We start from the raw sequence: 24,500 nt of genomic DNA, 5'->3' as shown, positions 1-24,500 counted from the left end.
CCTATAAAAAAGGAGTCATTTTATGAAATATCCTATAGGAATACAAGATTTCGAAAAGCTACGTACAAATGGATATTCGTATGTAGATAAGAGCCGATTCGTGTACAAGTTGGCGACAGAGGGAGAATACTATTTCCTCAGTCGTCCACGCCGATTCGGAAAGAGTCTCTTTCTGTCTACTTTGGAAGCATACTTCCAGGGTAAGAAAGAACTCTTCGAGGGCTTAGCCATATATGACTTGGAGACAGAATGGAAGAAATATCCTATCTTCCATATTGATCTCAACACAGGCAACTTTCGAGAGAAAGACAGCCTGTATATGGTGCTTAATGACTACCTCACAACTTGGGAATGCAAATATGGAGCCCGTGAGTCAGAAGCCACACTTGCCCTTCGTTTCAAGGGTGTGATAGCACGAGCTGCAGAGAAAGAAGGATGTGGTGTTGTAATTCTTATAGATGAATACGACAAGCCTATACTTCAGACCTTGCGCGACCCAGAGTTACAGGCAGAACACCGTGCACAGCTGAAAGCATTCTATTCGGTATTGAAGACCCAAGACCGATATATCAAGTTTGCATTCCTCACAGGTGTAACCAAGTTTGGCAAGGTTAGCGTGTTCAGTGACCTCAACAACCTGACGGATATCTCGATGGACCACCGCTATATTAGCATCTGCGGAATGACAGAGAAAGAATTGCTTACAAATTTCAAGGAAGGTATCAGCGAATTAGCCGAAGCCAATGGCGATACAGAAGAAGCCACAATAGCAAAACTGAAGGCAAGATACGACGGATATCATTTCGAGGAAAATACAGTAGGCATCTATAACCCATTCAGCGTACTGAACACGTTAGCAAAATCACGCTACGATGATTACTGGTTTAAGGCAAATACTCACACATTCCTATTTGACATTCTGAAGAAGCATGACTATTGCATTACAGAATTCAGTAAGGCACAAATAAAGGCCAATATGATGAACAATGTGGATTCCAATCCCTTTCTGGACATATACCTGAGCGGTTACCTAACTATAAAGAGTTACGACGAGCGATTCAAAAACTACCAATTAGGCATCCCCAACAAAGAGATTGAAGAAGGTATTCTCAACATCTTGCAACCCCTTTTTAAGCAAAACTAAAGGAGTTGAGAGTTTGGATAAAGTATTAATAAGATAACATATTATTATAGTTGGTATGAAATATTGTATTAATATTATTATTACATACAAAATACCAATTCAAAACAGACAAAAAAAATATGGAAAAGAAAGATGGTTATATAAATGTATCGGAAATACTGAGGACTGTGCTTGAAAAGAAGAAATTGTTTCTCATTTCTATTCCTATAGCAATCGTGTTTTCTACGCTCATAATAATTTGCGTACCACGTTCCTATACTGCAAGTGCCATGCTTGTACCAGAAGCAGAGAATTCTGTAGATATGGGAGGTGTAAGTTCGTTAGCCTCAAGTTTTGGTATTGACCTTACTCAAATGGGTGGATCAGATGCTATTTCACCGCTTCTTTATCCAGAATTGCTAAATGACAATGGTTTCGTTGCCAGTCTACTAAAGATACAAGTAAAAACACAGGATGGTGCTATAAAATGTTCTTATTACGAATATCTTAAGAAACATCAGAAACATGCGTGGTGGACAGAAGTCATAGGAGCAGTAAAGCGTGTTTTCAAATCAAAGAAAGCAAATATAAAACGGGTAAATAGCACGGAAAACCTTGAGAATCCTTACAGTCTATCCAAAGAGGAAGACAACATAGTTGGTGAAACAAGAAATTTAATAGGTCTGGTGGTAGATAAGAAAACTGGCGTAATAACCATACATACAGAGGCACAGGATCCATTGATAAGCAAGAGCTTAGCCGACTCTGTTTCTTTTAAACTACAAGTGTTTATCACCAATTATCGCACGCAAAAAGCACGTCATGATGTAGAATACTACAAGGCGCTGACAGCAAAGACAAAAGCTGATTATGAAAAAGCTCGCCAACTGTATGGCAGTTATTCAGATGCAAACATGGATATTGTTCTAGAAAGCGTGCGTTCCAAACAGGCAGATCTTGAAAACGACATGCAGCTTAAGTTTAATGCATACACAGCAATGGTTACCCAGTTACAAGCTGCAGAAGCAAAACTCCGTGAGCGTACTCCTGCTTTCACAACGTTACAAGGTGCTAGCGTACCTATTAAGCCAGCAAAACCTCGGCGGATGATTTTCGTTCTTGCAATAACAATGCTTGTATTTATTGGTGATTTAACTTATGTTTTAAAAGGCTATATTTTAGGTAAAAATTAATGTTGTTGTCAAAAGAAAAAATTATCACAGCATATTATTACATAGCACTCATTGCTTTTGCATTGAGTGCATGTGCTGTTATGTTTGAGCAGGAATCAAGTGGCGGCATAGCATATACCAATTTTATAATAGCTTTTGCCTTTATGGTGTGGAGTGTTTTTGTACTGCGTCCCTTCACAAAAGACTATCTTATAGAGATACCGTCAAAGACTATTATATTTTTTAATCTTTACATGACATGGGTACTGTTGGTAACAGCCATTAATCCTGTTGGCGTGGAAGGCATATCGTCATATTTAAACAGCCTATTTTGGTCAGCATTCCCCATACTTATTCTTAACTCAACCTATTATTTTGTCTTGCATAAAGGCGATAGCAGATGGTTAAAAATAATATTTCTTGTCATCACCGCATTATTTCTGTTAACTTATTACAGTTTTTACGATGTGGACAACATTCTTATGAATGTACATTTGGGGTCATCTTACTACTCATTATACATGTTACCTTTAGTTTTGGTTTATCCATCGAAAATTGGAAAAACATGTTTGACTATTATCGTCAGCCTAGCTGTATTTTCTTCCGTAAAACGAGGAGGTGTACTTGCTCTTGCACTTGCAATGATAGCATATATCATAACCAATCAATTGGTATCAAAGCAAGGCAAATTCAAAAAAACAATAATCGGATTCTGCGTACTCACAGCGTTTATTGCCATCTTTGCTTACATAGGAACAATGGGTGACAACAATATATTTGAACGTTTTGAATCTATACAAGAAGACAATGGAAGTGGTCGCACGGACGTATGGGCCGAAGCATGGCGACTTATAACCGAACAGGGGATTTTTACCTATTTTGTTGGAAACGGATTCAACACCGTGGTACACAATTCACGTTATGTACTTTCTGCTCATAATGACTATTTAGAAGCATGGTTCGATTTCGGATTGACAGGAATGTTACTATATATAATCTCATTGTGTCTTCTGTTTAAAGACATTTTCGAGTGTCTCAAGACAAAGAAAGAATATGCTCCTGCAATGTCTGTTCTTGGAGCCCTGATTATTGTATTAACCATGATTTCGCATATTGCAATTTATTATTGGTTTAACGTCATTGTGCTTTGCATAGCTTATTTTGAAGGACGTTACAATAGAGAAAAAAGACAACTTACAGAAAAAGAAGAAGATAATGAGTGAGAATAAAGTAAACAAACGCATAATATCGAATGTTTTCTGGGCACTAGTTGGTAAAATGACAGGTCTAGTAAGTGCGTTATTGGTTGGAATTTTAGTGGCTCGATACCTTGGTCCAACACAATATGGTGTGATGAACTATGCAATCAGCTTCGTTACCTTATTTCTCGTTATAGCCACCTTTGGCTTTGAGAATATAGAAATAAGAGAAGAGGCGAAGGCGAATGAACAGAAAGACACTATTCTGGGAACCGTGTTTATACTACGTCTATTACTATCGTTCGTCACCATAGGCATCATTTCTGTGGTAGCTTACATCAATGAGACTGACCTTTACACATATGGCATTATAATGATATATGCTATAACTGTCATACTCACGCCGTTTGATGTGATTCGCAACTATTTTACCTCGCTCGTTCAGAACGAATATATAGTAAAGGTAGGCATCTTCCGCACAGTACTATCAGGGACAATTAAGATTGTATTGTTACTTGTACATGCTTCTCTTTTATGGTTTGTCATCTCCTTGGTATTTGATGCCTGCGTCTTGGCACAAGGCTATTGCTACGTTTATAAGAAAAAGATTGGCAGCATGCGCTCTTGGCATTTTGACAAAGTTTGGGCACGCTATCTCTTACGCCAATCGTTTCCTTTACTGCTGTCAGGAGTAGCGGCAACAGTATTCTTACAGATTGATCAAATCATGATTGGCAACATGATTGACAAAACATCAGTAGGCTATTTCTCTGTAGCATCTAAGTTTGTTGAAGTATTACTTTATGTTCCTACCATCCTCATACAAACCGTCAGTCCGCTGCTCGTTAAGGAACGAAAATACGACCTCGACTCGTATCGTAAAAAGTCACAAATGTTTATGAACGTCACTGTGTGGTCGTGCGTATTATGTGCCATCTTTACATCCTTATGTTCCCAATATATTGTATTATGGACATTTGGTTTAAAATATGGTGCCTCTATTGCTATCTTACAGATTTTATCATTTAAAATAATAGGTGTAGCTCTTAATATCGTTTCGGGACAACTTTTGATTATAGAGGAGAAACAAAAATATTTTGTGTTGCGTAGTCTTAGCGGCTGTATAGTATGCGTGGTACTAAACCTTCTTGTCATAACACGCTTTGGTGTGTGTGGAGTTGCCATTGTAGCCGTAGCTACACAGTTTGCAGCAGGTTTTTTCATACATTTTTTCATTCCTACATACCGTTACATGTTTTACATACAAATGCGTTCTTTGTTTGTAGGTTGGAAAGACTTGTATAAAATAAAAATGCTTTTTAGCCGTTAATAGAAAAAACGCCAATGCTTAAAATAAGGAAGCATATCTATTGGTACTTTAAATTATATTTTTGTATGAAGAAGTTAATAATTAAATTATTTGAGTATATCCCTTGTTCCGATTGGATTTACAATAAGTACCTTTTATTTAAAGGACGCCAGCGCAAGGTATGTCTTGGAAGTAAAAATGCAGACAAGACCTTCTATGTGATAGGTTGGAACGATGAGGGTGGCGGACTGTTTTGGATTGTGAACAAAGTGTGCATGCATATAGCCTATGCTTTGGATCACGGATACATTCCTGTTGTCGACTTGAAAAACTACATCACCCAATACTCATTAAAAAATGAGAGCAAAAATGTTTGGGAGATATTTTTTAAACAACCTGCGGGGTATGGATTGGAAGATATAAAGAATAGTAAAAATGTGATTATCAACCGCATGACTCCAGCACCAGCGAAGAAGTATCTCATGGGACAAACAGAGTTTTATGACAACCCAGAGAGAATCACCCATTTCCGTAATATCTTTAAGACGTTTATTCGTCCCAACAATAAGACGTTAGATTACATTCGAAGCAAAGAGAAACAACTTTTTAAAGATAAAGAACGTGTACTTGGCATCTTATGCCGTGGCACCGACTATGTGGTGGCAAAGCCAAAGAATCATCCTATTCAACCTGAAATGAAAGAAATTATAAAGGATGCAAAAGAAGTAATGAAGGAGAAACAATGCAATTATGTGTTTGTAGCAACAGAAGATAAAGACATACTCGATGTATTAAAAGCGGAATTTGGCAATAAATTGTTATTTCTCGATCAGCGTAGGTACAGCAGCAAGGACATGCAATCAGACCAACTACTCGCTCAAATCAAGGCGAAAGATAAGGAACGCAATCCCATAAAAGACGCCTTAGATTATTATGCTGCCATATATCTGCTTACCCGTTGCTGCTGTTTCATTGGAGGCCGGACAGGAGGAACTAAGGGAGTATTACTCATGAACAACGGCTTTGAATATAAAAAAATCTATGATTTAGGGCTATATAAATAATAAAGTATACATTGTGTCGTTATTTTATTATAGAGTAAAACTTTAAACAAAATGATAAAATGAAAATAGGTTTGCTTGCATACCACTCAGTGTGTAATTTTGGAGCGATGTTACAGCTTCTTTCCACATACATGTTTCTGAAGAATCATGGACACGAACCAATGGTTATAAATTGGGTAGCTAAAGACTTGGAAGAATATTATACCCAAAATACACCGATTTCACAAATTGAGAACCAGAAAAAGCTGCGCCTCAAATTGTGGAAAGAGACCTGTTTGTGTCATACAATAAAAGATGTAGCAAACATTATTTCCACAGAACACATAGAGACTGTTATAATAGGTAGTGATGCCGTGGCACAGCACCATCCGCTGTTTGAACGTATCGTTTTCCCATGTCGCAATATTGTAGCCATTAATTCAGTGACTTCTGACATGGTGTTTCCAAACCCATTTTGGGGCATATGGACCGACTATCTCGACAAACCTGTACCTGTTGCATTAATGTCAGCGGCAAGCCAAGATTCAAAATACAAATACATTTCAAAAAAACTTCGTAAGCAAATGAAAGAGCGTATCATGGCATATAGCTATGTATCTGTGCGTGATATGGACACACAAAAGATGTTCTCTTTCATTACCGAAGGATTATGTTGTCCACCAGTCACACCTGACCCTGTATTTGCGTTCAATCAGAACGCAAATACATTAGTGCCTTCTAAAGAGGAACTGATGAAAAAATATGGTCTTTCAGACAAGTATATACTCATAAGTTTCAAAAACGAAAGGCGATCTAACGTCTCTCAAACGTGGTTGAACAAACTTCAAAATATAGCAAAACGTAATGGCATACAGTGTGTATCGTTACCATTCTCGACAAGCCGTTCTGCAGGAGAGCTAGAAAAGGAGATTGTCCTCCCGCTTAACCCTATCGACTGGTACGCTCTACTCAAGTATTCTTGTGGTTACATTGGCAACAACATGCATCCTATCGTTGTGTGTATTCACAATGCTGTGCCTTTCTTTAGCTTTGACAATTATGGAACGAGACATGCAAACGGCTTGTTTTGCGACTCTTCAACAAGCAAAATTCGTCACATATTAAAAGTTGCCGGCCTGCTGGATAATCGAATAGCGAGCAATTCACTGTTTCGTCGCACGCCAAGCCCAGACCATGTATTTAAAAAAATACAAACGTTTGACAAAGCTAAATGCACAACTTTTGCTCAAGATTATCTCTGCAAATATAATGAAATGATGACAACAATTTTAAAACACATAGGAGGCTCTTTGTAGGCCGCTTAAATAATCAAAAAAGAAAACAACATGAAAGTGGCATATATCTCTACACCACATTTAGCCGATTGTGACATTCCTCTAATTGGCGAATTGCAAAAGAAAATAAATTTGTTTTATTTTCTTAAAGTATCCGAATCGACTAAGCGACTCACCCTTATAAAGATTGAATCGCTGAATAAAAGAGGTGGGGTTTATCCTGCTTCCGATTTTCCAGAACTTGCTTATTTGGCTAACGACATAGATTTATCGAAGACATATATAGTAAACCTTCCCGGCAAGCACGACTGGTCAATTAGTAACCTCCTTACTATATTCAGGATGGTGTGTATCATTTTACATAAGAAGATCAACATAGTACATCTCACTTGGCCACCACGTTATGGAGAGTTTTTCACATATCTCTTGCGTACGCGCATAGTTATAACCATGCATGACCCTCTGCCTCATTCAAGCGAGGACACATGGCTCAATCGTCTCCATCGCGATGTGTGTTTCCGGCTACTTAACGATTTTATTTTGTTGAACGAGACACAGAAAGAAGATTTTATTAAGACATACCATATGGGGGCAAAACGTGTGGTTTTATCGCATCTTAGCGCATATACAAACCTGCAAAATATTAAGCCACAAAAGCCCGATGTAAGTAACTATGTCTTGTTCTTTGGCGGAATTAGTTCGCATAAGGGCATTGAATATCTGTGCGAAGCAATGGATAAGGTTTGCAAGAAACATCCCGATGTAAAGTTGGTTGTCGCGGGTAAAGGTAAGATTTATTTTGACTTAAACCAGTATGCTATATATAGTAATGGTCATCTAGTTCTTCTCAACCGATATCTTGACGATACCGAACTTGTTGGACTGATACGCAGTTCCTTATTTGTGGTATGTCCTTATGTCGATGCTACCCAAAGTGGTGTTATTATGTCTGCGTTTGCTTTGAACAAACCTGTAATTGCGACCAATGTAGGTGCTCTACCTTCCATGGTTAAGAATGGACAATATGGAACTATCGTTCCTCCAAAAGATGTCGCCACCTTGGCTTCTGCAATAAATACATTGATAGAAAATCCACAAAAAATAGAGGCAATGATGGCAAATATTGAGCACGACTATTCTGAGGGCAAATACTCATGGAAAGCCATCGCACAAGGCATAACTGATATTTATGCAAAGAAACTATCAGACTCTAATAAGTGAAATAATTAACAATGATTAAAAGAACAAACAAATGAAAAAAGTCTCAATAATAATTGTAACCTACAACTCAGAGAAGGACATATATGATTGCATAACTTCTATCATAGAGAATTCCGATATTTCGCTGGCGGAAATAGAGCTGGTTGTTGTGGACAACAATAGCAGAGGGTGCGATACAATGTTTAAGAAACTTAAAACATTGTGGGGAGAAGATATTATACTGATAAAGAATAGTAGGAATGGTGGGTATGGTCAAGGCAACAACGTGGGGATAAGACGATGCTCCGCACCAGTTGTGCTTATCATGAATCCTGACGTAAGGCTTGTGTGTCCAATATTCAGAAAGGCCATAGACCTCTTTTCTAAGGACAAGAATATGTGCATGCTCGGCATGAAACAGTGGCTCACTCTTGAAGAACCAAGCACCAATTCATTTACATGTACCTATAGAATGAACGGCTATCTCTCAACCATCCTCTCTGCCTTGTGTACGCGTCTTGATATTTACATAGCAAGATATATGCATTTCTCAGGATCATGCTTCTTTATAAACAAAGCCATGTTTGAAACTGTCGGACTATTTGATGAAAGCGTGTTTCTCTATGGTGAGGAAGATGACATTCATTATCGTCTAATGCATCGTTTCAAAGATTGTAAGATAAAATATGACAAGAGTCTAAAATACCTACACCTTACAAAAGAGCGTATGCCCGACATAAAATATGAGAAAATGCTTATTGATGTGGCAGTAATACAAAACAAAAAGAAAAATTACGATGAGCGAAAGACGCTTAGAAACCGGCTGCGATGCATCAATTTACAGATTTATAGAGAACGTCTACGTGTCAAGTATGGCAAGAATGACAGAACACTCCTTTACATGCTTGAAGAACTAAAGTTATATATAAAAGAGAAACTGCAAAGTTGCAAGCAGATCAAATAGCAACAAGAAGGCATTTAAAAGTTTTCGTGAACAAATAAAAACTATAAATGAGCCCACTTGAAAAAGTAGTTTTGGGGTCTTTATCCTACAAACGCCATTTGATTATCAGATGGTTACATTTGAAGAAATTATTATAAAATGACTTTTTCAAGTGGGCTCAGTAATATATAAAACCATAAAGCTATATGAAGAAAGTTTTATTCATATCATTTCAAGACTTCCATAATATCTTTGACGGAGGAAGCCTAGCCAACAGACGCAATGTAGAAATGGCTGTCAATGTCCTTGGCAAAGAAAATGTTGACTGTTTTTTCATCAACGACAACAGAAAGAAAAACTGTATTGTTTCAATGCTGCAGTCAGCAATACTCTTTCCTTTCGGCTATTTTTACGGGTTGACGCCAGGTAAGATCCGCACCATTATAAACATGGCTAACAAGTATGACTATATCTTCATCAATACCAGTATTTTGGGAATAATATCCAAGAAACTTAAGAAACATGGATACAAAGGTATCATCATCAATTTCTTCCATAATGTAGAAAGTCTTTACTATGAAGCAAGGGTCAGCAAGAAGTTCCCACTAAGGAAAATTGTCATTGACTGTGCAGCCAAGAACGACAAATACAGCATTGACTATTCGGATAAGTCTGTGGGCTTATGTATGCGCGACAGCAACATTATGAAGTCGCTCTATGGCAAGCCGTTTGATAACATAGTTCCTATCACATTTGAAGACAAATGTGTAGGCAAGAACTTCGACAAGCAGGGTTTTACCGGTAGAAAGCCTAAATGTTATTTCATCGGAAGTAATTTTCCTGCCAATACCGAAGGGCTTTTGTGGTTTGTAAAGAATGTGTTGCCACATGTAGACATAGATTTCAAGATAATAGGCAAGGACATGGACCAGCTGAAAAAATCTCAGCCTTGTTTGGTAGACATTCCTGTATTCTCTAATGTTCCCGACCTTGCACCTTTCTTCGAAGAAGCAGACTTTATGGTATTTCCGATATTTTCTGGTAGTGGTATGAAGGTAAAAACATGCGAAGCTCTGATGTACGGTAAGAACATATTAGGTACAACCGAAACATTTGAAGGCTATGAACTTGACACCTCGTTGTGTGGTAGACTCTGCAATACAGCAAAAGAATATATCGAAGCCATTAATTATTTTGCTGAAAATTCAGTGCCAAAGTACAATACATATTCACGCTCTATTTTCGAAAACAATTATTCCAATTCTTTTGCATTAAAAGCTTTTAGAGAGCTTTTGCAATAATAGAAGTCGCCTGAGCAACCTAATGTTGCTCAGGTACTTAGAAAAAACAACAAATTATAATATTGCGGAAATTATTATTGATAAACTTTTATCCAATCTATTTCTGTTTCATATACTGCATTTAACATAGGAGTATTCCAGTTATCATCCCCTACACTCTGATTATGGATAATATAATATGGGCGATCAAATGTCCATTGTCCTCCTTCGATCTCTTCGGAATCATCTGATTTAAGAAACGTTCCTGTTATTTTTCCATCAACATACATAACTATATAAGCAAGAGTCCACTCCATTCCAAAGATATGCCATTGATTAGGCGTAACTTTCTGAGCAAAAGAATATTGCTATTCAGTTTTACCTAATATAAAAAAACTATGCGAATGCACTGTTTGATAGGTGTATGTCTTCTGAGTAGCGCGTAGCGCAATAGCCAAATATTGGAGAGTTTGTTAGGTATGTTCCTTTCATCTTGCAACACAATCCTCTGGACAAACGGCACACCTCTATAGGTTTGGAATTGATACAGAAATATTCTGTAGCGCTTCTAAATTATATGAAAATCAGCATGACCTAACGAAGCGCTTTATTAGACCTTAATAAAGTGCTTCTTTTAAATAGAATACGCATAAACCTCTTCGCCCTTCATTTTTCCCCTCTAAATCCCCGATAAGCACAGGGGATTCAGACGGAAAGGTGAGGGGTGAAGGGTTTTTACGAGATCCGTTTCTAAAAAGATCCTGATAGTAAACGGCTCCGCGTTTATACCTTGCGTCTGCTTTCAAATGTTCGTGCCATTGCACCTTAATTTTAAAATTCAAAGTTATGACAATCGCAGAAGAACGTTACGAGAAGGCATGGAATTCCTTCATGATCTATTTAAACCATCAACGCTTTTACTATACAGATTAATATAAGGAAAATAGACTTGCGTTTTTTTTTTAGCAAACTTCGTTTTTTTTGCCAAAGTTTCTATTGAGTAATACAATATTTTTAAACAATCAACGTTATTTTGATAATAGAGAAACTGAATAGTAATATCTAAAATCATTTACAAAGTAGTTTCATTTCAATCAGTATACTCATCAAAAAGATAATCATCCCTACTAAGGCCTATTATCAAGAACGGTACATACAAATGAATTTGACTCCAAAAGGAAGAAACTACATGGGATATTGATTTTCAAAAATTAAAAACATATTTAGAATGAATTACGAAGTTGCAATAGTCATACCTACTCTCAACGAGGAACGTTTCATTTCTCGTTGTTTGAATTCAATTATTAAGCAAACATATGAATTTGAAAAAATGGATGTAATGATAATAGATGGAGGTAGTAACGATAATACAAAAGATATTGTTGCCGAATATCAAAAATCACATCAGAATATACGATTCATAGAAAACAAGAAAAAAATTCAATCAGTAGCATTCAATATAGGAATCAAAAATTCTACTGCACCATACATAATAAGATTAGATGCTCATGCTGAATATAATTCAGAATATATCTCCCTTTGTATAAAAAATCTAAAGGATGATAAGAAACGCGGCAATGTTGGTGGCAGATGTAACATTTTACCATTCAACCAATCCGTATGGGCTCAAACCAACGCCATTCTGAATCATTCACGTTTTGGCATTGGTGGTGCAGCTTTCCGAGTAAGTAACGAAGCTCACAACACAGACTCTGTACCTTTCGGAGCATTTCCGAGGAGAATCATAGAGGAAATAGGCGGCATGAGAGAAGACTTACCAAGAGGTGAAGATAATGAATACAATTCTCGCATAAGAAAAGCAGGATATCAAGTTTATTTCAATCCTGATATCATAAGTAGTTATTATGCTCGCCCTACATTAAAAGCATCATGCAAACAAATGTATGCGAACGGTGAATCTATCGGTTACTTGTATTATATCGACAAAGAAGCTATAGGAATAAGACATCTTATCCCATTACTCTTTGTTGTTTGTATATTTATAGGCATAATCCTCTCCCTTTTATGGAACCCATTCTGTTATCTTTTGGAAGGAGGACTTGCTGTATATTTTATTGCAGCTATTGTTGCTGCAATAACAGGAACTACAAGAAACATTAAATGCACGTTGCCGTTATTCATACTTTTTTTCTGTGTACACGTTTCTTACGGAATAGGAACAATATTCGGACTCGCAAAAGGAAGAAAAATTCATAACAGATAGCGGTTTTTAATAAAATAGTAAACATTTTAAGTTACTAACACAATAAAGCAACTTCAGAATGCGTTTAAATAATAAAATATAAAGCAAACACAAACATCAAATTTTATAAAATATGAAAATTCCATTTTCACCTCCATACATTGATGCCAACGTAATAAACGAAGTTGTTGATTCACTCAAATCGGGATGGATTACGACTGGTCCAAAAGTAAAAGCATTAGAAGAAGAAATAGGTAAGATTTCAGGTGTAAAAAATGTACTATGCATAAATTCGTGGACCTCAGGTGCCATCCTCATGCTCCGATGGCTGGGACTGCAACCAGGAGATGAAGTCATTGTTCCTGCATATACCTATTCTGCTACAGCCATGGCCGTATTATGGGCTGGAGGTAAACCGATTATGGTTGACTCTACAGAAGATTTCAACATTTCCGTTGAAGGAATAAAAAATGCCATTACTGAAAAAACCAAGGCTATTATTCCTGTTGACATTGCAGGTTTTCCTTGTGATTATGATGCAATTATGGAATTGGTAACATCAGAAAAGATAAAAACTTTATTCCATGCTACTTCTGAAGTACAAGAGAAATTAGGCAGAATTCTCGTCTTGAGTGATTCCGCCCACTCTATAGGTGCACATTATGGCAATAAGCGCACAGGTTCAGAAACAGATGTTGCTATTTTCTCTTTGCATGCAGTAAAGAATGTAACAACAGCAGAAGGTGGAGCTATCTGCCTTAACTTGCCAGAACCATTCAACAACGAAGAACTTTACAAAGAACTTCGCCTGAGAACTCTCAACTGCCAAACGAAAGATGCTTTCACGAAAACAAAAGCTGGCGGTTGGAGATATGATATTGTTGGACAAGGCATGAAGATCAATATGGCAGATGTTAATGCTGCTATTGGTTTGGCTCAAATACGTCAATACGAGAATCTACTCAAAGAAAGAAAAAGAGTATTCAATACTTATGCCAAGGCTTTTGCTAATTCAGATTGGGCAATAACGCCTCCTGCAACATCTGACATAAAGGAGAGTTCGTACCATGTATATGCCTTGCGGATTAAAGGTATCACAGAAGGACAACGAGATGCCATCATTCAAGAGATCTCAAAAAATGAAGTAGCTGTCAATGTTCACTTTATACCAATGCCAATGCTCACACTTTTCAAAGGTATGGGATATGACATCAAGAACTATCCACAAGCATATAAGAATTTTGCCCACGAGATTTCATTGCCAGTATATCCTCAACTCTCCGAAGAGGAAGTTATATTTGTAGCAGAAACTGTCATCAAGGCATACGACACTATTATGAAAAAAACAAAGTAAATAATAAATATAGGATGATCATAATTATGATTCGATTCTTCGATTTAATATTCTCAATTATGGGATTAGTAATATTGTCACCTCTCTTTATTGTTCTCTATCTTCTCATTAGGATAGAGAGCAAGGGAGGAGGATTTTACTCACAAGAGAGAATTGGCAAAAACGGCAAGCCATTCAAACTCTATAAATTCAGATCTATGAGAATTGGTTCTGATAAAAAGGGGCTAATCACTATAGGAGAAAAGGACAACCGTATAACCAAAACCGGATTTATCCTTCGAAAATATAAATTGGACGAACTTCCTCAACTTTGGAACGTGTTTATCGGAGACATGAGTTTAGTTGGCCCAAGACCAGAGGTAAAAAAATATACAGACCTCTATACAGAAGAACAAAAACAGGTTCTACATGTAAGACCAGGCATTACAGATTGGGCGTCCATAAAATACGTGGATGAGAATAAAATTTTGGGAGAATCAAAAACACCTGATGAAGCTTATGTAAATTTGATTATGCCCAACAAAATTAAACTTAATATGGTATATATACAAAATCAGACACTTGGAGAATATTTCAAGATTATATTTACCACATTTAAAGAAATAGTAAGATAGAAAACTATGAAGAATTTCAGGAAATTTACAGATTGGTATTTCTCCAGAAAATCACTACCATACTGGTGTATTTTCTGGATAGATTGTGCTGTGATATTTATTTCTTACCTGTTTATATATCAACAGATTAACAGTGGAGTAAAAGCGTTGGGCATATTAGGACAACTTTCTATGTTCTTTGCTATATTCACGTTGTTCCATGCCATTGGTTTTAGGATATTCCACACATACGACGGTATCCTCAGATACTCATCGTTTATTGATTTGCAAAGAGTATTCTATGCTGTTACTTTTGGTGCGGTACTGTCTGCCATAACGAAAAACATGTTGCTTAGTACTCATTTCTTCCCAGGGGTAGAAATTGAATACCGCAATATCGTACTTGGAGCTCTCATTTCCACTTTAGTCTTGTGGGCTATCAGAGTGATTGCTAAGACTATCTTTGATGTCTCTCTCTCAGATTACAACATTAAACATGCATTTATCTACGGCGTGAAAGAAGGTGGTATCGGTCTCGCCAAGCAAATCAAGAACAGTAAACCCATGAAATTTAAACTCATAGGCTTTATCTCTGATGATACAAAAATAAAGCACCATCACCTGATGGGAACCAAAGTGTATGCTCCAGACCTGAATACCATCAGGAAAATGAGAAATAACAATATCTCTACCCTATTAATTTCTCCTGGTGCCATCAACGTTTTTCGCGCAAATAAAGACTTCCAGGATGCATTACTTGCAGAAGGCATACATATCTATATGCCTACCACACAGGAGTGGAACAGAAATGAACAGCAACAGCTCAAGGAAGTTAGCATCGAGGATCTTTTACCTCGTGATGAAATCAGCATCGATATGGAAAGTGTAGGTGCCATGCTTCATGGTAAACGCATATTGATTACAGGTTCAGCAGGAAGCATCGGAAGCGAAATGGTAAGACAAATCGCTAAGTACAGTCCTGCAGAATTGATTCTGATAGATAGTGCAGAGACTCCGCAGCACGATATACGATTGATGATGGCGAAGCAATTCCCTGAGATAAAAGCTGAAACCATCGTTACCACCATCTGTAGCAAGTCGAGAATGGAACATATCTTCAAGACATACTTGCCTGACTATGTTTTCCATGCTGCTGCATATAAACATGTTCCTATGATGGAGAACAATCCATGTGAAAGCATTCAAAATAATGTATATGGCACCAAAATACTGGCTGATTTAGCTATAAAGTATGGCGTGAAGAAATTTGTTATGATATCAACTGATAAGGCTGTGAATCCTACCAATGTGATGGGATGCTCAAAACGTATCTGTGAAATATATGTACAGAGCCTCAACAAAGCTGTGAAAGAAGGTATCGTCAAAGGAGAAACCCAGTTTGTTACAACCCGCTTTGGTAACGTATTGGGCTCCAATGGTTCTGTTATACCTTTATTTAAGAAACAAATTAAAGCTGGTGGTCCTGTCACTGTTACAGACCCACGTATCATCCGCTACTTCATGCTCATTCCAGAGGCTTGCAAACTAGTTCTGGAAGCAGGAACAAAAGGTAACGGCGGGGAAATATTTGTTTTCGACATGGGCAAACCTGTCAACATTGCCGACATGGCACAGAGAATGATCAACCTCAGTGGAGCAAAGAACGTTGAAATCAAATACACTGGACTGAGAGCAGGCGAAAAGCTTTACGAGGAAGTGCTTAATGAGAAGGAATCAACCAAGCCGTCGTTCCATGACAAAATAAGAATCGCTGAAGTACGTGAATACGATTATACTGAAGTATCTAAGCAAATCGATAACTTGATAGAAAAAAGCAAGTTATACGATGAAATGCTCACAGTAAAGATAATGAAGGAAATCGTTCCAGAGTACAAAAGCAATAATTCGATTTACGAGAAGCTCGACAAATAAGCACTTTCACGTTTGTAATAAATAAAAAAACTGATGGAAAATAAACAATATAAAGACAACATGAATAAGACGGAGCAAATTATAAAGCGCTCCGTCGATTTCGTCATCGCTGCATGTTGTCTGATATTCTTCTCTCCTTTAGCCATAGCGTGTGCTATTGCTATCCGATTAGAGGATGGGCTACCTGTAATCTACCGTCAAGAGCGCATAGGTCTACATGGCAAGCCATTCTTTATCTATAAATTTCGTTCCATGAAGATTGATGCAGAAAAAGATGGTCCTGATCTTCTTGAGATAAAAGGTGATCCAAGGCTCACTAAAGTTGGACGTTTTTTAAGAATGCATCACCTCGATGAACTTCCTCAACTTTGGAACGTTTTTAAAGGAGACATGGCATTTGTAGGTCCTCGCCCTGAACGCAAATTTTATATCGACCAGATTATGGTACATGATCCTCGGTATCGTTTTCTTTACCAGATTCGTCCAGGAGTGACTTCTTATGCCACCCTGTATAACGGATATACGGATACGATGCCGAAGATGTTGAGAAGACTAAGTCTTGACCTCTTCTACCTGGAGCACAGATCCTGGTGGTTTGATGCCAAGATTCTATTCAAAACTATGATGAACATCCTGTTTGGCAAAATATTCTAATGATGAGCTACTGATGCAATAAAGGGGTGAATACTTGTTCATAGCGATCTTTTAAGTTATTTTATCTCAGCAAACTTTGTAAATAGAAAAGAAAGTTGTATTTTTGCATTTTAAATAGGCAAAAATTATGGCGAATAAATTTATATTGTATCTTGATGAATGCGGAGATCAAAACTTAGCAAGTTTTGACCCACAATTCCCTATATTTACACTTTGTGGTATTGTTGTCTCCGAGGAACAGGACAAAGTGTTGACAGAACGAATCAATGTCCTTAAAAAGGAAATCTGGAACAATATAAATATTATTTTTCATAGTCGGGATATAAGAAAGTGTCAAAATGGATTCGAGGTTTTGTTTGACCTTGATGTCAAAAAACGATTCTTCCAGGGTGTTAATGATATACTTGGAGATAATGGATATGTCGTAGTTTGCTGCTCGATATTAAAAGAACCATATATCAGGCAGTATGGTAAACTGAATGATGTATATGGGTTGTCTTTATCGTATATAATGGAAAGAGTCGTGTTTTATTTAGACTCTCTTGGTTTGACTGACATAGAACTTTGTACCATTATCGAAAAACGTGGCAAAAAGGAAGATGCATCCCTTCTTAATTATTATAATCAGCTGTTAGACAGAGGAACATATTGGGTGGATAGTCATCGAATGAAAAAAGTTTTTAAAAAGTTCGACATGAGATGGAAATCTGAAAATATAATTGGACTTCAGATTGCTGACTTGATAGCTTATCCGGTAACTCGACATGTTTTGAATCCTAATGGAGTGAATCTTGCTTTTGATGTACTGAAAAAGAATATCTTCCAATTAAACGGAAAGGTATATGGTATGAAGATTTTCCCAAAAGAACAAGGAAAATAATACAAAAAAAGAGTCACTGTGAAGTAACCCTTTCCCGACCGGGGACACCCCAATCCTGAATAAAGAAGCCTTTATCCGATTGCAAAGATATGGTAATTCTTTTATATATGCAAATAAATAGATGATTATTTATTGATTTTTTAAAGAATTAACATAAAAATGAAGGTAACAGATCTGACTCTGTTTGCTCCTGATGTAACTTCTATCTCCATAGCTTGTTTGATCTTAAAGGAGTTAACACTTGTAATTCGCGTCGTAAGCCAGTGGATTACGGGGCGTAAGTAACTAACTTTCGCATCGCAAGTAACTGACTTTCGTATCGTAAGTAACTGACTTTCGCATCGTAAGTAACCGACTTCTGGGTGACAGGGTGACACTGGTGACAGTGATTTCTGAAGATTTACTCTCGCGCGGGCAGGCAGGAACTTTCGGCCTGATTTTTCCTGCCTGCCCGCGTGCGAGGCGAAATGTTGAAAAACTAGTGTCATCGTGTCACCCTGTCACCGTAAACACTGAGCAAAGAATGCGCTGTATAGCTCTCTTGCTATGGGCATAATCTCTCCTGTCTCCGCCTCCGTTGGCTTTCGGAAGTAGAGATCCGTACATTACTGTTTTTGTCGCGACGCCTCCAAAGTAGGTAATAAGGTTCTAATCTGTGTCACACGGTGCAAAGATACAAAAAATAAAATAAATGAGAGTTCCCACTAGTGGGAACTCGTAAACGATAATTACTGTTTTTTAGAATCTTTTAAACGATAAAAGCTAAAAAATATATCCGATACTAGCAAGTTGCAGAAGAATTTGGAGTTGGAAGACACCTTATCTAACTGTTGGGAAGAATCATACCCAACATAGCATATTGACTATATATTGATGGTAACTATTTTTATAGAGCGCATATCGAATCAAAACTACGATGAACAACCTGTTTGGCAAAATATTTTAGACATCGAACGCTGTGAAAGGGAAAAAGACGGTTTCGTGACAGTTTTTCCATTTCACAGCTTTTTATTTGGCATTATTTATATAAAAATCTGTTTTCTCGTACAAATAGAAAAGACTCCGCAAAGGGTTTTAAAACTTTTTTTTAAGTTGATGGCAATTTTGTTGCCATTTTATTTTTTTGTTTCATTTTTTTTTAGTACCTTTGCAAACGTTATCCTGAATACAATCTTTTTACCTTAAAGAAAACTAATACCTATTGAATGTAGAGCAGTTGTCTGAGAAGATAGCTGCTCTTGTCTTTTTTATAGCTCCCCATATAATAAATACCGCAAAACATCCGTTTTTATTTATAGAAACAAGTCTTATCACTTGTATAAATCATCACAGAAGAAACAATGGAAACAGAAATAAAGAAGATTCCTTATCTCGACCTGAAGGCCATCAATGAGCCATACGAGAAGGAGATAAAGGATGCTATCAACAAGGTGGTCAACAGCGGATGGTATCTGCAAGGCGAAGCCGTAAAGAAGTTTGAGAAATCGTATGCACAGTTTATCGGTACAGAATACTGCATCAGCTGCGCTAATGGGACGGATGCGCTCAAACTGATGCTGATGGGCGAACTGGCTATCGGAAAGTTGCAGAAAGGTGATGAAGTGATTGTGCCTGCCAACACTTATTTCGCTACCGTACTTGCCATCAGCAGCGTAGGACTGACACCTGTATTGGTGGATGCCAATATCGATACATTACAGATAGATGACCGGCTGATAGAAGCCCGAATCACACCGAAGACCAAAGCCATCATGATTGTTCATCTCTATGGCAAACTGGCATGGACTCCGAAGATTGCTGAAATCTGCAAGAAGCATCATCTTTTGCTTTTTGAAGACAATGCACAGGGATTCGGATGCTCCACTACTCTATCTGATTCTTCAGAAAAACCATCGAAAAGAAGATATACCGGAAATCTTTCGGATGCTGCCGCCCACAGTTTTTATCCTAGCAAGAATCTGGGAGCATTGGGAGATGCGGGAGCTGTAACTACCAATAACAGGGAATTGGCGGAAGCCATCATGTCACTACACGAATATGGAAAGATAGAAGACGGCATCTTCAGATACCAGGGCGTCAACTCGCGCATGGATGAGATTCAGGCTGCGGTACTGAATGTGAAACTGCAATATCCTGAAAACGAACAGAAAGCGAGATACAGACAGGTACAGCTATATCTAGAGCATCTGGATGACAGCATCAAGGACAGATGCATCGCTGCGAAACTCATCTCTCCTGCTCATGAAAATGTTTTCCACGTCTTCCCTTTCCTTACCCCGAAGCGAGACCAACTGAAAGCTTTCCTGGCTGAGAATGGGGTCGGCACAAAGATTCATTACTTCCGCCCACCCTATCTGCAGCCATGCTATCCGGAAATGAATCATCTGGAATTTCCGGTAGCTAAGAGAATAGCTGACGAAGAACTGAGTCTGCCTTGCAACTCATCGCTCAACGATGAAGATATCATCAGAGTAAGCAAACTCATCAACCAGTTCTTGGCTTAAAGGTACTGCACTTTGGCACCGATAGAGAGGCCGAAGACATCCCAGAAACCGGCATTGCCGTTACGGTAGAAACGCATAAAATAGATATCCGTTGTACCCAACTCATAGAAAAACGTGATACTCTTGATACGCTTACGTTTATTGTGCGGAATATCATACTTAAAACGTTCACCCAAGGCGATATTAGGACGGACTCTGGTAGAGAACGGATAGTAGCCGCTTTCATACTTGGTAGGCTGCTTAGTCCAGAAATCATGTCCGAACACCGTATTGAAATACAGGCTGCACTCCAGCGGTTCAAACCACCAGCCCTTACCGATATTGCGACGCCAAGGAATGAAATTCTCCTTGAGCGTCATGGTTAACTTCTCATCGTCAGAACTGAACTTCGGGATGTAGCCAAACAAGAGCTGCGTTTCCCACTGGCGGCGCTTACCATATTCCCATCCGATACCCAGCGAAATGATACCCATATTGCCACAGGTCTGAATGATACCACTAGTAGGTATCAGCAAATTCCAATGCTTACGGTAGCGCATAATGCGGCGGTCATATCGGGTCAGTTTGCCATCCGCCAACACCAGCGTATCATGAACGATACTATCCGTCAGTTCTAACTCCTCACTTTTCCCGGTAACCTCATCGGCAGCATGAGCCTGTACAGAACCTGCAGCAAGCAAAGCTCCCAGAATGAATATATGCTTAAAACTCAATAATTTCATAACGATAACCTTTTGGAGTAATGGTGAATATATAGTACTGATGCTTAGCGGCATTAGCCACCTGATAATAGATGATGCCATCGCCATAAATGTCATTTTGCTCGGTATGATGACCATGACCGTAAAGACAGCACATCAAACCAGGGAACTGATGCGTATAAAAATTGAAGACCTTAGCCACATTATTATTAAACTGTTCTGAATAAGGTCCTGCATGCATGCAGACAACGGTACGCGAAAAGTCATCAGCATCTGCCTTAACCTGCTCTTCCATGAAATCGAAATTAGGTACAGGGCGGGAATAGTCGAACTCTATGGCATTGGTATTGAGGCAGACAAACTTTACCTTACCGGCGATGAAACTGAAATCGGGATTACCAAAGATTTTCTGATAAGACTGGTTACCTGTTCCCAAACAGTCATGATTACCCAGCAGAGCCACGAAAGGTATCTTCAACTTCTGAAGATGGTCACGGGTCCACTGAAACTCACGGGTAGCACCAAAGTCGGTAAGGTCTCCACAATGAATCACGAAATCGAGGGAATCACTGCGGCGATTGATATCATTAACCTCACTCTTCAAATCATCCAACCACTGGTGCGAATCGCTGATCATAGCAAAACGGATTGTATCTTTCAACTTTACTGCAGCCTCAATCTTCTGAATATTGGTAACATTCAGATTTCTATCGCCGTCGATTTGCACATCATACGGATGAACATCGAAGACGGTATCGCAGGATGCCACCATACAGAGACTACAGGCAGCCAGGATATAGGGAATAATTTTATGCATTCTTGTCTTATTTATCTTTAAAAACTCTTTTCTTATAACTCTTAAATACTACTTTTTCTTCTTTTTCAACCTTGCATAGAAACCTTGCAATCTGCCTGGCTGACAACCGGCATCGAGCAGTTTCTTCAAATCACGATAGGCTTCGTCCTTTCTTCCAAGCAGAATCAGGATGTCTACATGATTGAAAGCAAAATCCTCATTACCGGCATCCAACTCCATCGCCTTGGCGTAATCAAACTCTGCCAGTTCAAGCATACCCCTCTCCTTCTCCATGCCACCTCTTGCAGCATAAGCCATCGCACTGTCAGGGTATTGCTCTATCAGGCTATTGATGCCGTCGTATGCCTCGGTATAATGCTTATCTTTCTCATTGAGCAAAGCCAGACCGAGTTGCGCCTGAAAATTGCCAGGAACAAGTACCAGAAGATTCTGATAATCGAGACGTGCAAAGTTATAACGGAGCAACTTCTCATTGACAAAGGCACGATAGAACAAACCGGCAATACTGGTATTGTTCAGAAAGAGTACCTTATCAAGATCATCCTTGGCATATTGCCACTGCTCCAACTGGATATTCCAAGCAGCCTTTTTCAGTCGCAGATCGATGCTGTCGGGATGATATGCAAGCACTTCTGTAGCCTTGGAGAGTGAATCGCGCAAGGCTTTATTCTGAGCAGCACGTGCCTTGTCGGCATCTACGTTCTGCGCAGATACAGACAAAGAAACCATCGATGCCAATAATAATGTATAAAAACTTTTCATGGTGCAAAGTTAAGAAGACTTTTGCAAACTGCCAAATAAAAAACTATAAAACTTATTTGAGTTTACAAAAAGAACTAAATTTCAGAAAGACAGGACAATCAACAAGAAAAGAAGGTGTGTCATAAGCCACTTCCCATACGCCCTGAAAGGGCAGAAGCTCTTAGCCCGTCTTCGGCTGCCATTGTTTAAACTTATGACACACCCTCTTTTATCATCAAGCGCCGAAAAATCCATTTACAGATTAAGCATTCTTAATCCAGTTAACGATCCATGCGCCAACCTCAGTTGTGCCATAGTGAGCACCACCCTCTACCTGAATTTCAGGTGTGCGGACATTGGCATCGAGAGAAGCATCTACTGCCTTGCGGATCAAGGCACCCTCTTCGTTCAAACCGAAGTGCTCCAACAACATAGCTGCAGAAAGAATCTGAGCTACTGGGTTAGCCAGGTTCTTGCCAGCTGCCTGTGGCCATGAACCATGAACAGGCTCGAACAATGGTGTGTGCTCACCGAGAGAGCTGGATGGCTGCAAGCCCATAGAACCGGTAATGCAAGAAGTCTCATCGGTCAGGATATCACCGAAGGTATTCTCTGTAACGATAACATCGAAGAATGTAGGCTCAGTCAATACGCGCATAGAAGCGTTGTCGATGAACATATAATCGGTGTTTACCTCAGGATACTGTGGCTCCATCTCCTTGGCAATCTGACGCCAGAGACGAGAAGATGCCAATACGTTTGCCTTATCTACTACTGTCAAGTGCTTGTTGCGCTTCATGGCAAACTCGAAAGCTACCTTCAGGATGCGCTCAATCTCAGGACGGGTATAGATATCTGTATCGTATGCCTTATCGTTATCCTGATACTTCTCACCGAAGTACATACCACCAGTCAACTCGCGGATAACTACGAAGTCAGCACCCTTCAGGAGTTCATCCTTCAATGGTGACTTGTGGAGCAGGCAATCGAATGTGGCTACTGGGCGAACATTGGCGAAGAGACCCAACTTCTTACGCATAGCGAGCAAGCCCTGCTCAGGACGAACCTTGGCTGTAGGGTTGTTGTCGAAACGTGGGTCACCAACGGCTGCGAAGAGTACAGCATCAGCATCCATACAAGTCTTGAAGGTCTCCTCTGGGAATGGGTCACCTACCTCATCGATAGCGTGAGCGCCGCAGATAGCCTCGTTGTAAGTAAACTCGTGGTTGAACTTCTCTGCAATGGCCTGCATAACTGCTACGCCCTGCTTCATAATCTCTGGTCCGATACCATCACCGGCGAGAACTGCAATGTTTAATTTCATCTTATTTGATTTTTTAATTGTTTATTTTTTGAATGATTAAAGCTTTTGCCCTTACAGGGCGCATTGCTAAATGCTATCTTATACCCAGGGTGTTACCCTGGGCTAGGAGCTTCTGCCCCTTCAGGGCGTGCTGCTGAATAGAAACCTTCGGAGATATTTCCGTAACCTTCGGAGATATTTTCATAACCTTCGGAGATATTTTCATAATCTTCGGAGATAATTTCGTAATCTTC

Annotated in this window: 21 protein-coding genes and 1 pseudogene; 16 read left to right on the top strand and 6 right to left on the bottom strand. The window is 38.8% G+C overall.

What is annotated here, in order from left to right:
• Nucleotides 1-22: 22 nt before the first annotated feature.
• The 9 genes from NNC77_RS02125 (at nt 23) to NNC77_RS02085 (ending at nt 10,585) form a co-directional block, all read left to right on the top strand.
• Nucleotides 23-1,144, top strand: coding sequence for an ATP-binding protein (locus NNC77_RS02125; protein WP_254969732.1), 1,122 nt, complete (start codon nt 23-25; stop codon nt 1,142-1,144).
• A gap of 119 nt (nt 1,145-1,263) precedes the next feature.
• Nucleotides 1,264-2,316 carry a Wzz/FepE/Etk N-terminal domain-containing protein gene (locus NNC77_RS02120; protein ID WP_254969733.1) on the top strand — a complete coding sequence of 351 codons (1,053 nt, stop codon included), beginning with the start codon at nt 1,264-1,266 and terminating at the stop codon, nt 2,314-2,316.
• Nucleotides 2,317-2,321: 5 nt separating this feature from the next.
• The gene (locus NNC77_RS02115) at nt 2,322-3,518 is read left to right on the top strand and encodes an O-antigen ligase family protein (protein WP_254969734.1); all 1,197 of its coding nucleotides are present in this window, start codon (nt 2,322-2,324) and stop codon (nt 3,516-3,518) included.
• Nucleotides 3,511-4,824 carry a flippase gene (locus tag NNC77_RS02110; protein WP_254969735.1) on the top strand — a complete coding sequence of 438 codons (1,314 nt, stop codon included), beginning with the start codon at nt 3,511-3,513 and terminating at the stop codon, nt 4,822-4,824. Before NNC77_RS02115 ends, NNC77_RS02110 begins: the two co-directional genes overlap by 8 nt.
• 65 nt (nt 4,825-4,889) lie before the next feature.
• On the top strand, nt 4,890-5,867 hold the full coding sequence (locus tag NNC77_RS02105) for a hypothetical protein (protein WP_254969736.1): 978 nt from the start codon (nt 4,890-4,892) through the stop codon (nt 5,865-5,867).
• Nucleotides 5,868-5,926: 59 nt separating this feature from the next.
• Nucleotides 5,927-7,162 (top strand): polysaccharide pyruvyl transferase family protein, encoded by a 1,236-nt coding sequence (locus NNC77_RS02100; protein WP_254969738.1) that lies wholly within the window; start codon nt 5,927-5,929, stop codon nt 7,160-7,162.
• Between the two features lie 30 nt (nt 7,163-7,192).
• A complete protein-coding gene (locus NNC77_RS02095; RefSeq protein ID WP_254969739.1) occupies nt 7,193-8,362 on the top strand; it encodes a glycosyltransferase family 4 protein in 1,170 nt (389 codons plus the stop codon).
• A 31-nt stretch (nt 8,363-8,393) separates the two neighbouring features.
• Nucleotides 8,394-9,305 (top strand): glycosyltransferase family 2 protein, encoded by a 912-nt coding sequence (locus NNC77_RS02090; RefSeq protein ID WP_254969740.1) that lies wholly within the window; start codon nt 8,394-8,396, stop codon nt 9,303-9,305.
• A 185-nt stretch (nt 9,306-9,490) separates the two neighbouring features.
• Entirely contained in the window at nt 9,491-10,585 is a 1,095-nt protein-coding gene (locus NNC77_RS02085; RefSeq protein ID WP_254969741.1) for a glycosyltransferase, read from the top strand.
• A gap of 74 nt (nt 10,586-10,659) precedes the next feature.
• Here NNC77_RS02085 and NNC77_RS02080 read toward each other — a convergent pair whose 3' ends face one another.
• Entirely contained in the window at nt 10,660-10,881 is a 222-nt protein-coding gene (locus tag NNC77_RS02080) for a hypothetical protein (RefSeq protein WP_437183745.1), read from the bottom strand.
• 121 nt (nt 10,882-11,002) lie between these two features.
• Nucleotides 11,003-11,122, bottom strand: a pseudogene (locus NNC77_RS16765) (IS982 family transposase); the annotation flags it as partial.
• 670 nt (nt 11,123-11,792) lie between these two features.
• Here NNC77_RS16765 and NNC77_RS02075 point away from each other — a divergent pair.
• The 7 genes from NNC77_RS02075 (at nt 11,793) to NNC77_RS02045 (ending at nt 20,684) form a co-directional block, all read left to right on the top strand.
• On the top strand, nt 11,793-12,788 hold the full coding sequence (locus NNC77_RS02075; protein ID WP_254969742.1) for a glycosyltransferase family 2 protein: 996 nt from the start codon (nt 11,793-11,795) through the stop codon (nt 12,786-12,788).
• A 112-nt stretch (nt 12,789-12,900) separates the two neighbouring features.
• A complete protein-coding gene (locus NNC77_RS02070) occupies nt 12,901-14,121 on the top strand; it encodes a DegT/DnrJ/EryC1/StrS family aminotransferase (RefSeq protein WP_118141578.1) in 1,221 nt (406 codons plus the stop codon).
• A gap of 26 nt (nt 14,122-14,147) precedes the next feature.
• Nucleotides 14,148-14,735, top strand: coding sequence for a sugar transferase (locus NNC77_RS02065; protein WP_118141602.1), 588 nt, complete (start codon nt 14,148-14,150; stop codon nt 14,733-14,735).
• Between the two features lie 6 nt (nt 14,736-14,741).
• Nucleotides 14,742-16,646 (top strand): polysaccharide biosynthesis protein, encoded by a 1,905-nt coding sequence (locus tag NNC77_RS02060; RefSeq protein ID WP_254969743.1) that lies wholly within the window; start codon nt 14,742-14,744, stop codon nt 16,644-16,646.
• Between the two features lie 33 nt (nt 16,647-16,679).
• Nucleotides 16,680-17,300: a sugar transferase gene (locus tag NNC77_RS02055; RefSeq protein WP_181976437.1), complete on the top strand. Its 621-nt coding sequence runs from the start codon at nt 16,680-16,682 to the stop codon at nt 17,298-17,300.
• Between the two features lie 127 nt (nt 17,301-17,427).
• A complete protein-coding gene (locus NNC77_RS02050) occupies nt 17,428-18,180 on the top strand; it encodes a DUF3800 domain-containing protein (protein WP_022120945.1) in 753 nt (250 codons plus the stop codon).
• A gap of 1,340 nt (nt 18,181-19,520) precedes the next feature.
• Nucleotides 19,521-20,684, top strand: coding sequence for a DegT/DnrJ/EryC1/StrS family aminotransferase (locus NNC77_RS02045; RefSeq protein WP_254969744.1), 1,164 nt, complete (start codon nt 19,521-19,523; stop codon nt 20,682-20,684).
• On the opposite strand, the gene NNC77_RS02040 is transcribed toward NNC77_RS02045, so the two are convergent.
• The 4 genes from NNC77_RS02040 to leuB all read right to left on the bottom strand — a co-directional run bounded on the left by NNC77_RS02040 (nt 20,681) and on the right by leuB (nt 24,267).
• Nucleotides 20,681-21,406, bottom strand: coding sequence for a hypothetical protein (locus NNC77_RS02040; protein ID WP_117693080.1), 726 nt, complete (start codon nt 21,404-21,406; stop codon nt 20,681-20,683). The two genes, NNC77_RS02045 and NNC77_RS02040, sit on opposite strands and share 4 nt — an antisense overlap.
• On the bottom strand, nt 21,387-22,202 hold the full coding sequence (locus tag NNC77_RS02035) for a metallophosphoesterase family protein (protein ID WP_254969745.1): 816 nt from the start codon (nt 22,200-22,202) through the stop codon (nt 21,387-21,389). Before NNC77_RS02035 ends, NNC77_RS02040 begins: the two co-directional genes overlap by 20 nt.
• A 48-nt stretch (nt 22,203-22,250) precedes the next feature.
• Nucleotides 22,251-22,964 (bottom strand): tetratricopeptide repeat protein, encoded by a 714-nt coding sequence (locus NNC77_RS02030; RefSeq protein ID WP_254969746.1) that lies wholly within the window; start codon nt 22,962-22,964, stop codon nt 22,251-22,253.
• Between the two features lie 241 nt (nt 22,965-23,205).
• Nucleotides 23,206-24,267 (bottom strand): 3-isopropylmalate dehydrogenase, encoded by a 1,062-nt coding sequence (gene leuB / locus NNC77_RS02025; protein ID WP_117693074.1) that lies wholly within the window; start codon nt 24,265-24,267, stop codon nt 23,206-23,208.
• Nucleotides 24,268-24,500: the final 233 nt, after the last annotated feature.

Source organism: Segatella copri, from assembly GCF_024330485.1.
In the GTDB taxonomy this organism is placed as follows: Bacteria; Bacteroidota; Bacteroidia; order Bacteroidales; family Bacteroidaceae; genus Prevotella; species Prevotella copri_L.
This window is presented reverse-complemented; position numbering and strand designations above follow the sequence as displayed.

Excerpts from the sequence above, each read along its gene's own strand:
- NNC77_RS02125 (WP_254969732.1), top strand. The coding sequence starts at position 23 with ATGAAATATCCTATAGGAATACAAGATTTCGAAAAGCTACGTACAAAT.
- NNC77_RS02120 (WP_254969733.1), top strand. The coding sequence starts at position 1,264 with ATGGAAAAGAAAGATGGTTATATAAATGTATCGGAAATACTGAGGACT.
- NNC77_RS02110 (WP_254969735.1), top strand. The coding sequence starts at position 3,511 with ATGAGTGAGAATAAAGTAAACAAACGCATAATATCGAATGTTTTCTGG.
- NNC77_RS02105 (WP_254969736.1), top strand. The coding sequence starts at position 4,890 with ATGAAGAAGTTAATAATTAAATTATTTGAGTATATCCCTTGTTCCGAT.
- NNC77_RS02100 (WP_254969738.1), top strand. The coding sequence starts at position 5,927 with ATGAAAATAGGTTTGCTTGCATACCACTCAGTGTGTAATTTTGGAGCG.
- NNC77_RS02095 (WP_254969739.1), top strand. The coding sequence starts at position 7,193 with ATGAAAGTGGCATATATCTCTACACCACATTTAGCCGATTGTGACATT.
- NNC77_RS02090 (WP_254969740.1), top strand. The coding sequence starts at position 8,394 with ATGAAAAAAGTCTCAATAATAATTGTAACCTACAACTCAGAGAAGGAC.
- NNC77_RS02085 (WP_254969741.1), top strand. The coding sequence starts at position 9,491 with ATGAAGAAAGTTTTATTCATATCATTTCAAGACTTCCATAATATCTTT.
- NNC77_RS02080 (WP_437183745.1), bottom strand. The coding sequence starts at position 10,881 with ATGGAGTGGACTCTTGCTTATATAGTTATGTATGTTGATGGAAAAATA.
- NNC77_RS02075 (WP_254969742.1), top strand. The coding sequence starts at position 11,793 with ATGAATTACGAAGTTGCAATAGTCATACCTACTCTCAACGAGGAACGT.
- NNC77_RS02070 (WP_118141578.1), top strand. The coding sequence starts at position 12,901 with ATGAAAATTCCATTTTCACCTCCATACATTGATGCCAACGTAATAAAC.
- NNC77_RS02065 (WP_118141602.1), top strand. The coding sequence starts at position 14,148 with ATGATTCGATTCTTCGATTTAATATTCTCAATTATGGGATTAGTAATA.
- NNC77_RS02060 (WP_254969743.1), top strand. The coding sequence starts at position 14,742 with ATGAAGAATTTCAGGAAATTTACAGATTGGTATTTCTCCAGAAAATCA.
- NNC77_RS02055 (WP_181976437.1), top strand. The coding sequence starts at position 16,680 with ATGGAAAATAAACAATATAAAGACAACATGAATAAGACGGAGCAAATT.
- NNC77_RS02050 (WP_022120945.1), top strand. The coding sequence starts at position 17,428 with ATGGCGAATAAATTTATATTGTATCTTGATGAATGCGGAGATCAAAAC.
- NNC77_RS02045 (WP_254969744.1), top strand. The coding sequence starts at position 19,521 with ATGGAAACAGAAATAAAGAAGATTCCTTATCTCGACCTGAAGGCCATC.
- NNC77_RS02040 (WP_117693080.1), bottom strand. The coding sequence starts at position 21,406 with ATGAAATTATTGAGTTTTAAGCATATATTCATTCTGGGAGCTTTGCTT.
- NNC77_RS02035 (WP_254969745.1), bottom strand. The coding sequence starts at position 22,202 with ATGCATAAAATTATTCCCTATATCCTGGCTGCCTGTAGTCTCTGTATG.
- NNC77_RS02030 (WP_254969746.1), bottom strand. The coding sequence starts at position 22,964 with ATGAAAAGTTTTTATACATTATTATTGGCATCGATGGTTTCTTTGTCT.
- leuB (WP_117693074.1), bottom strand. The coding sequence starts at position 24,267 with ATGAAATTAAACATTGCAGTTCTCGCCGGTGATGGTATCGGACCAGAG.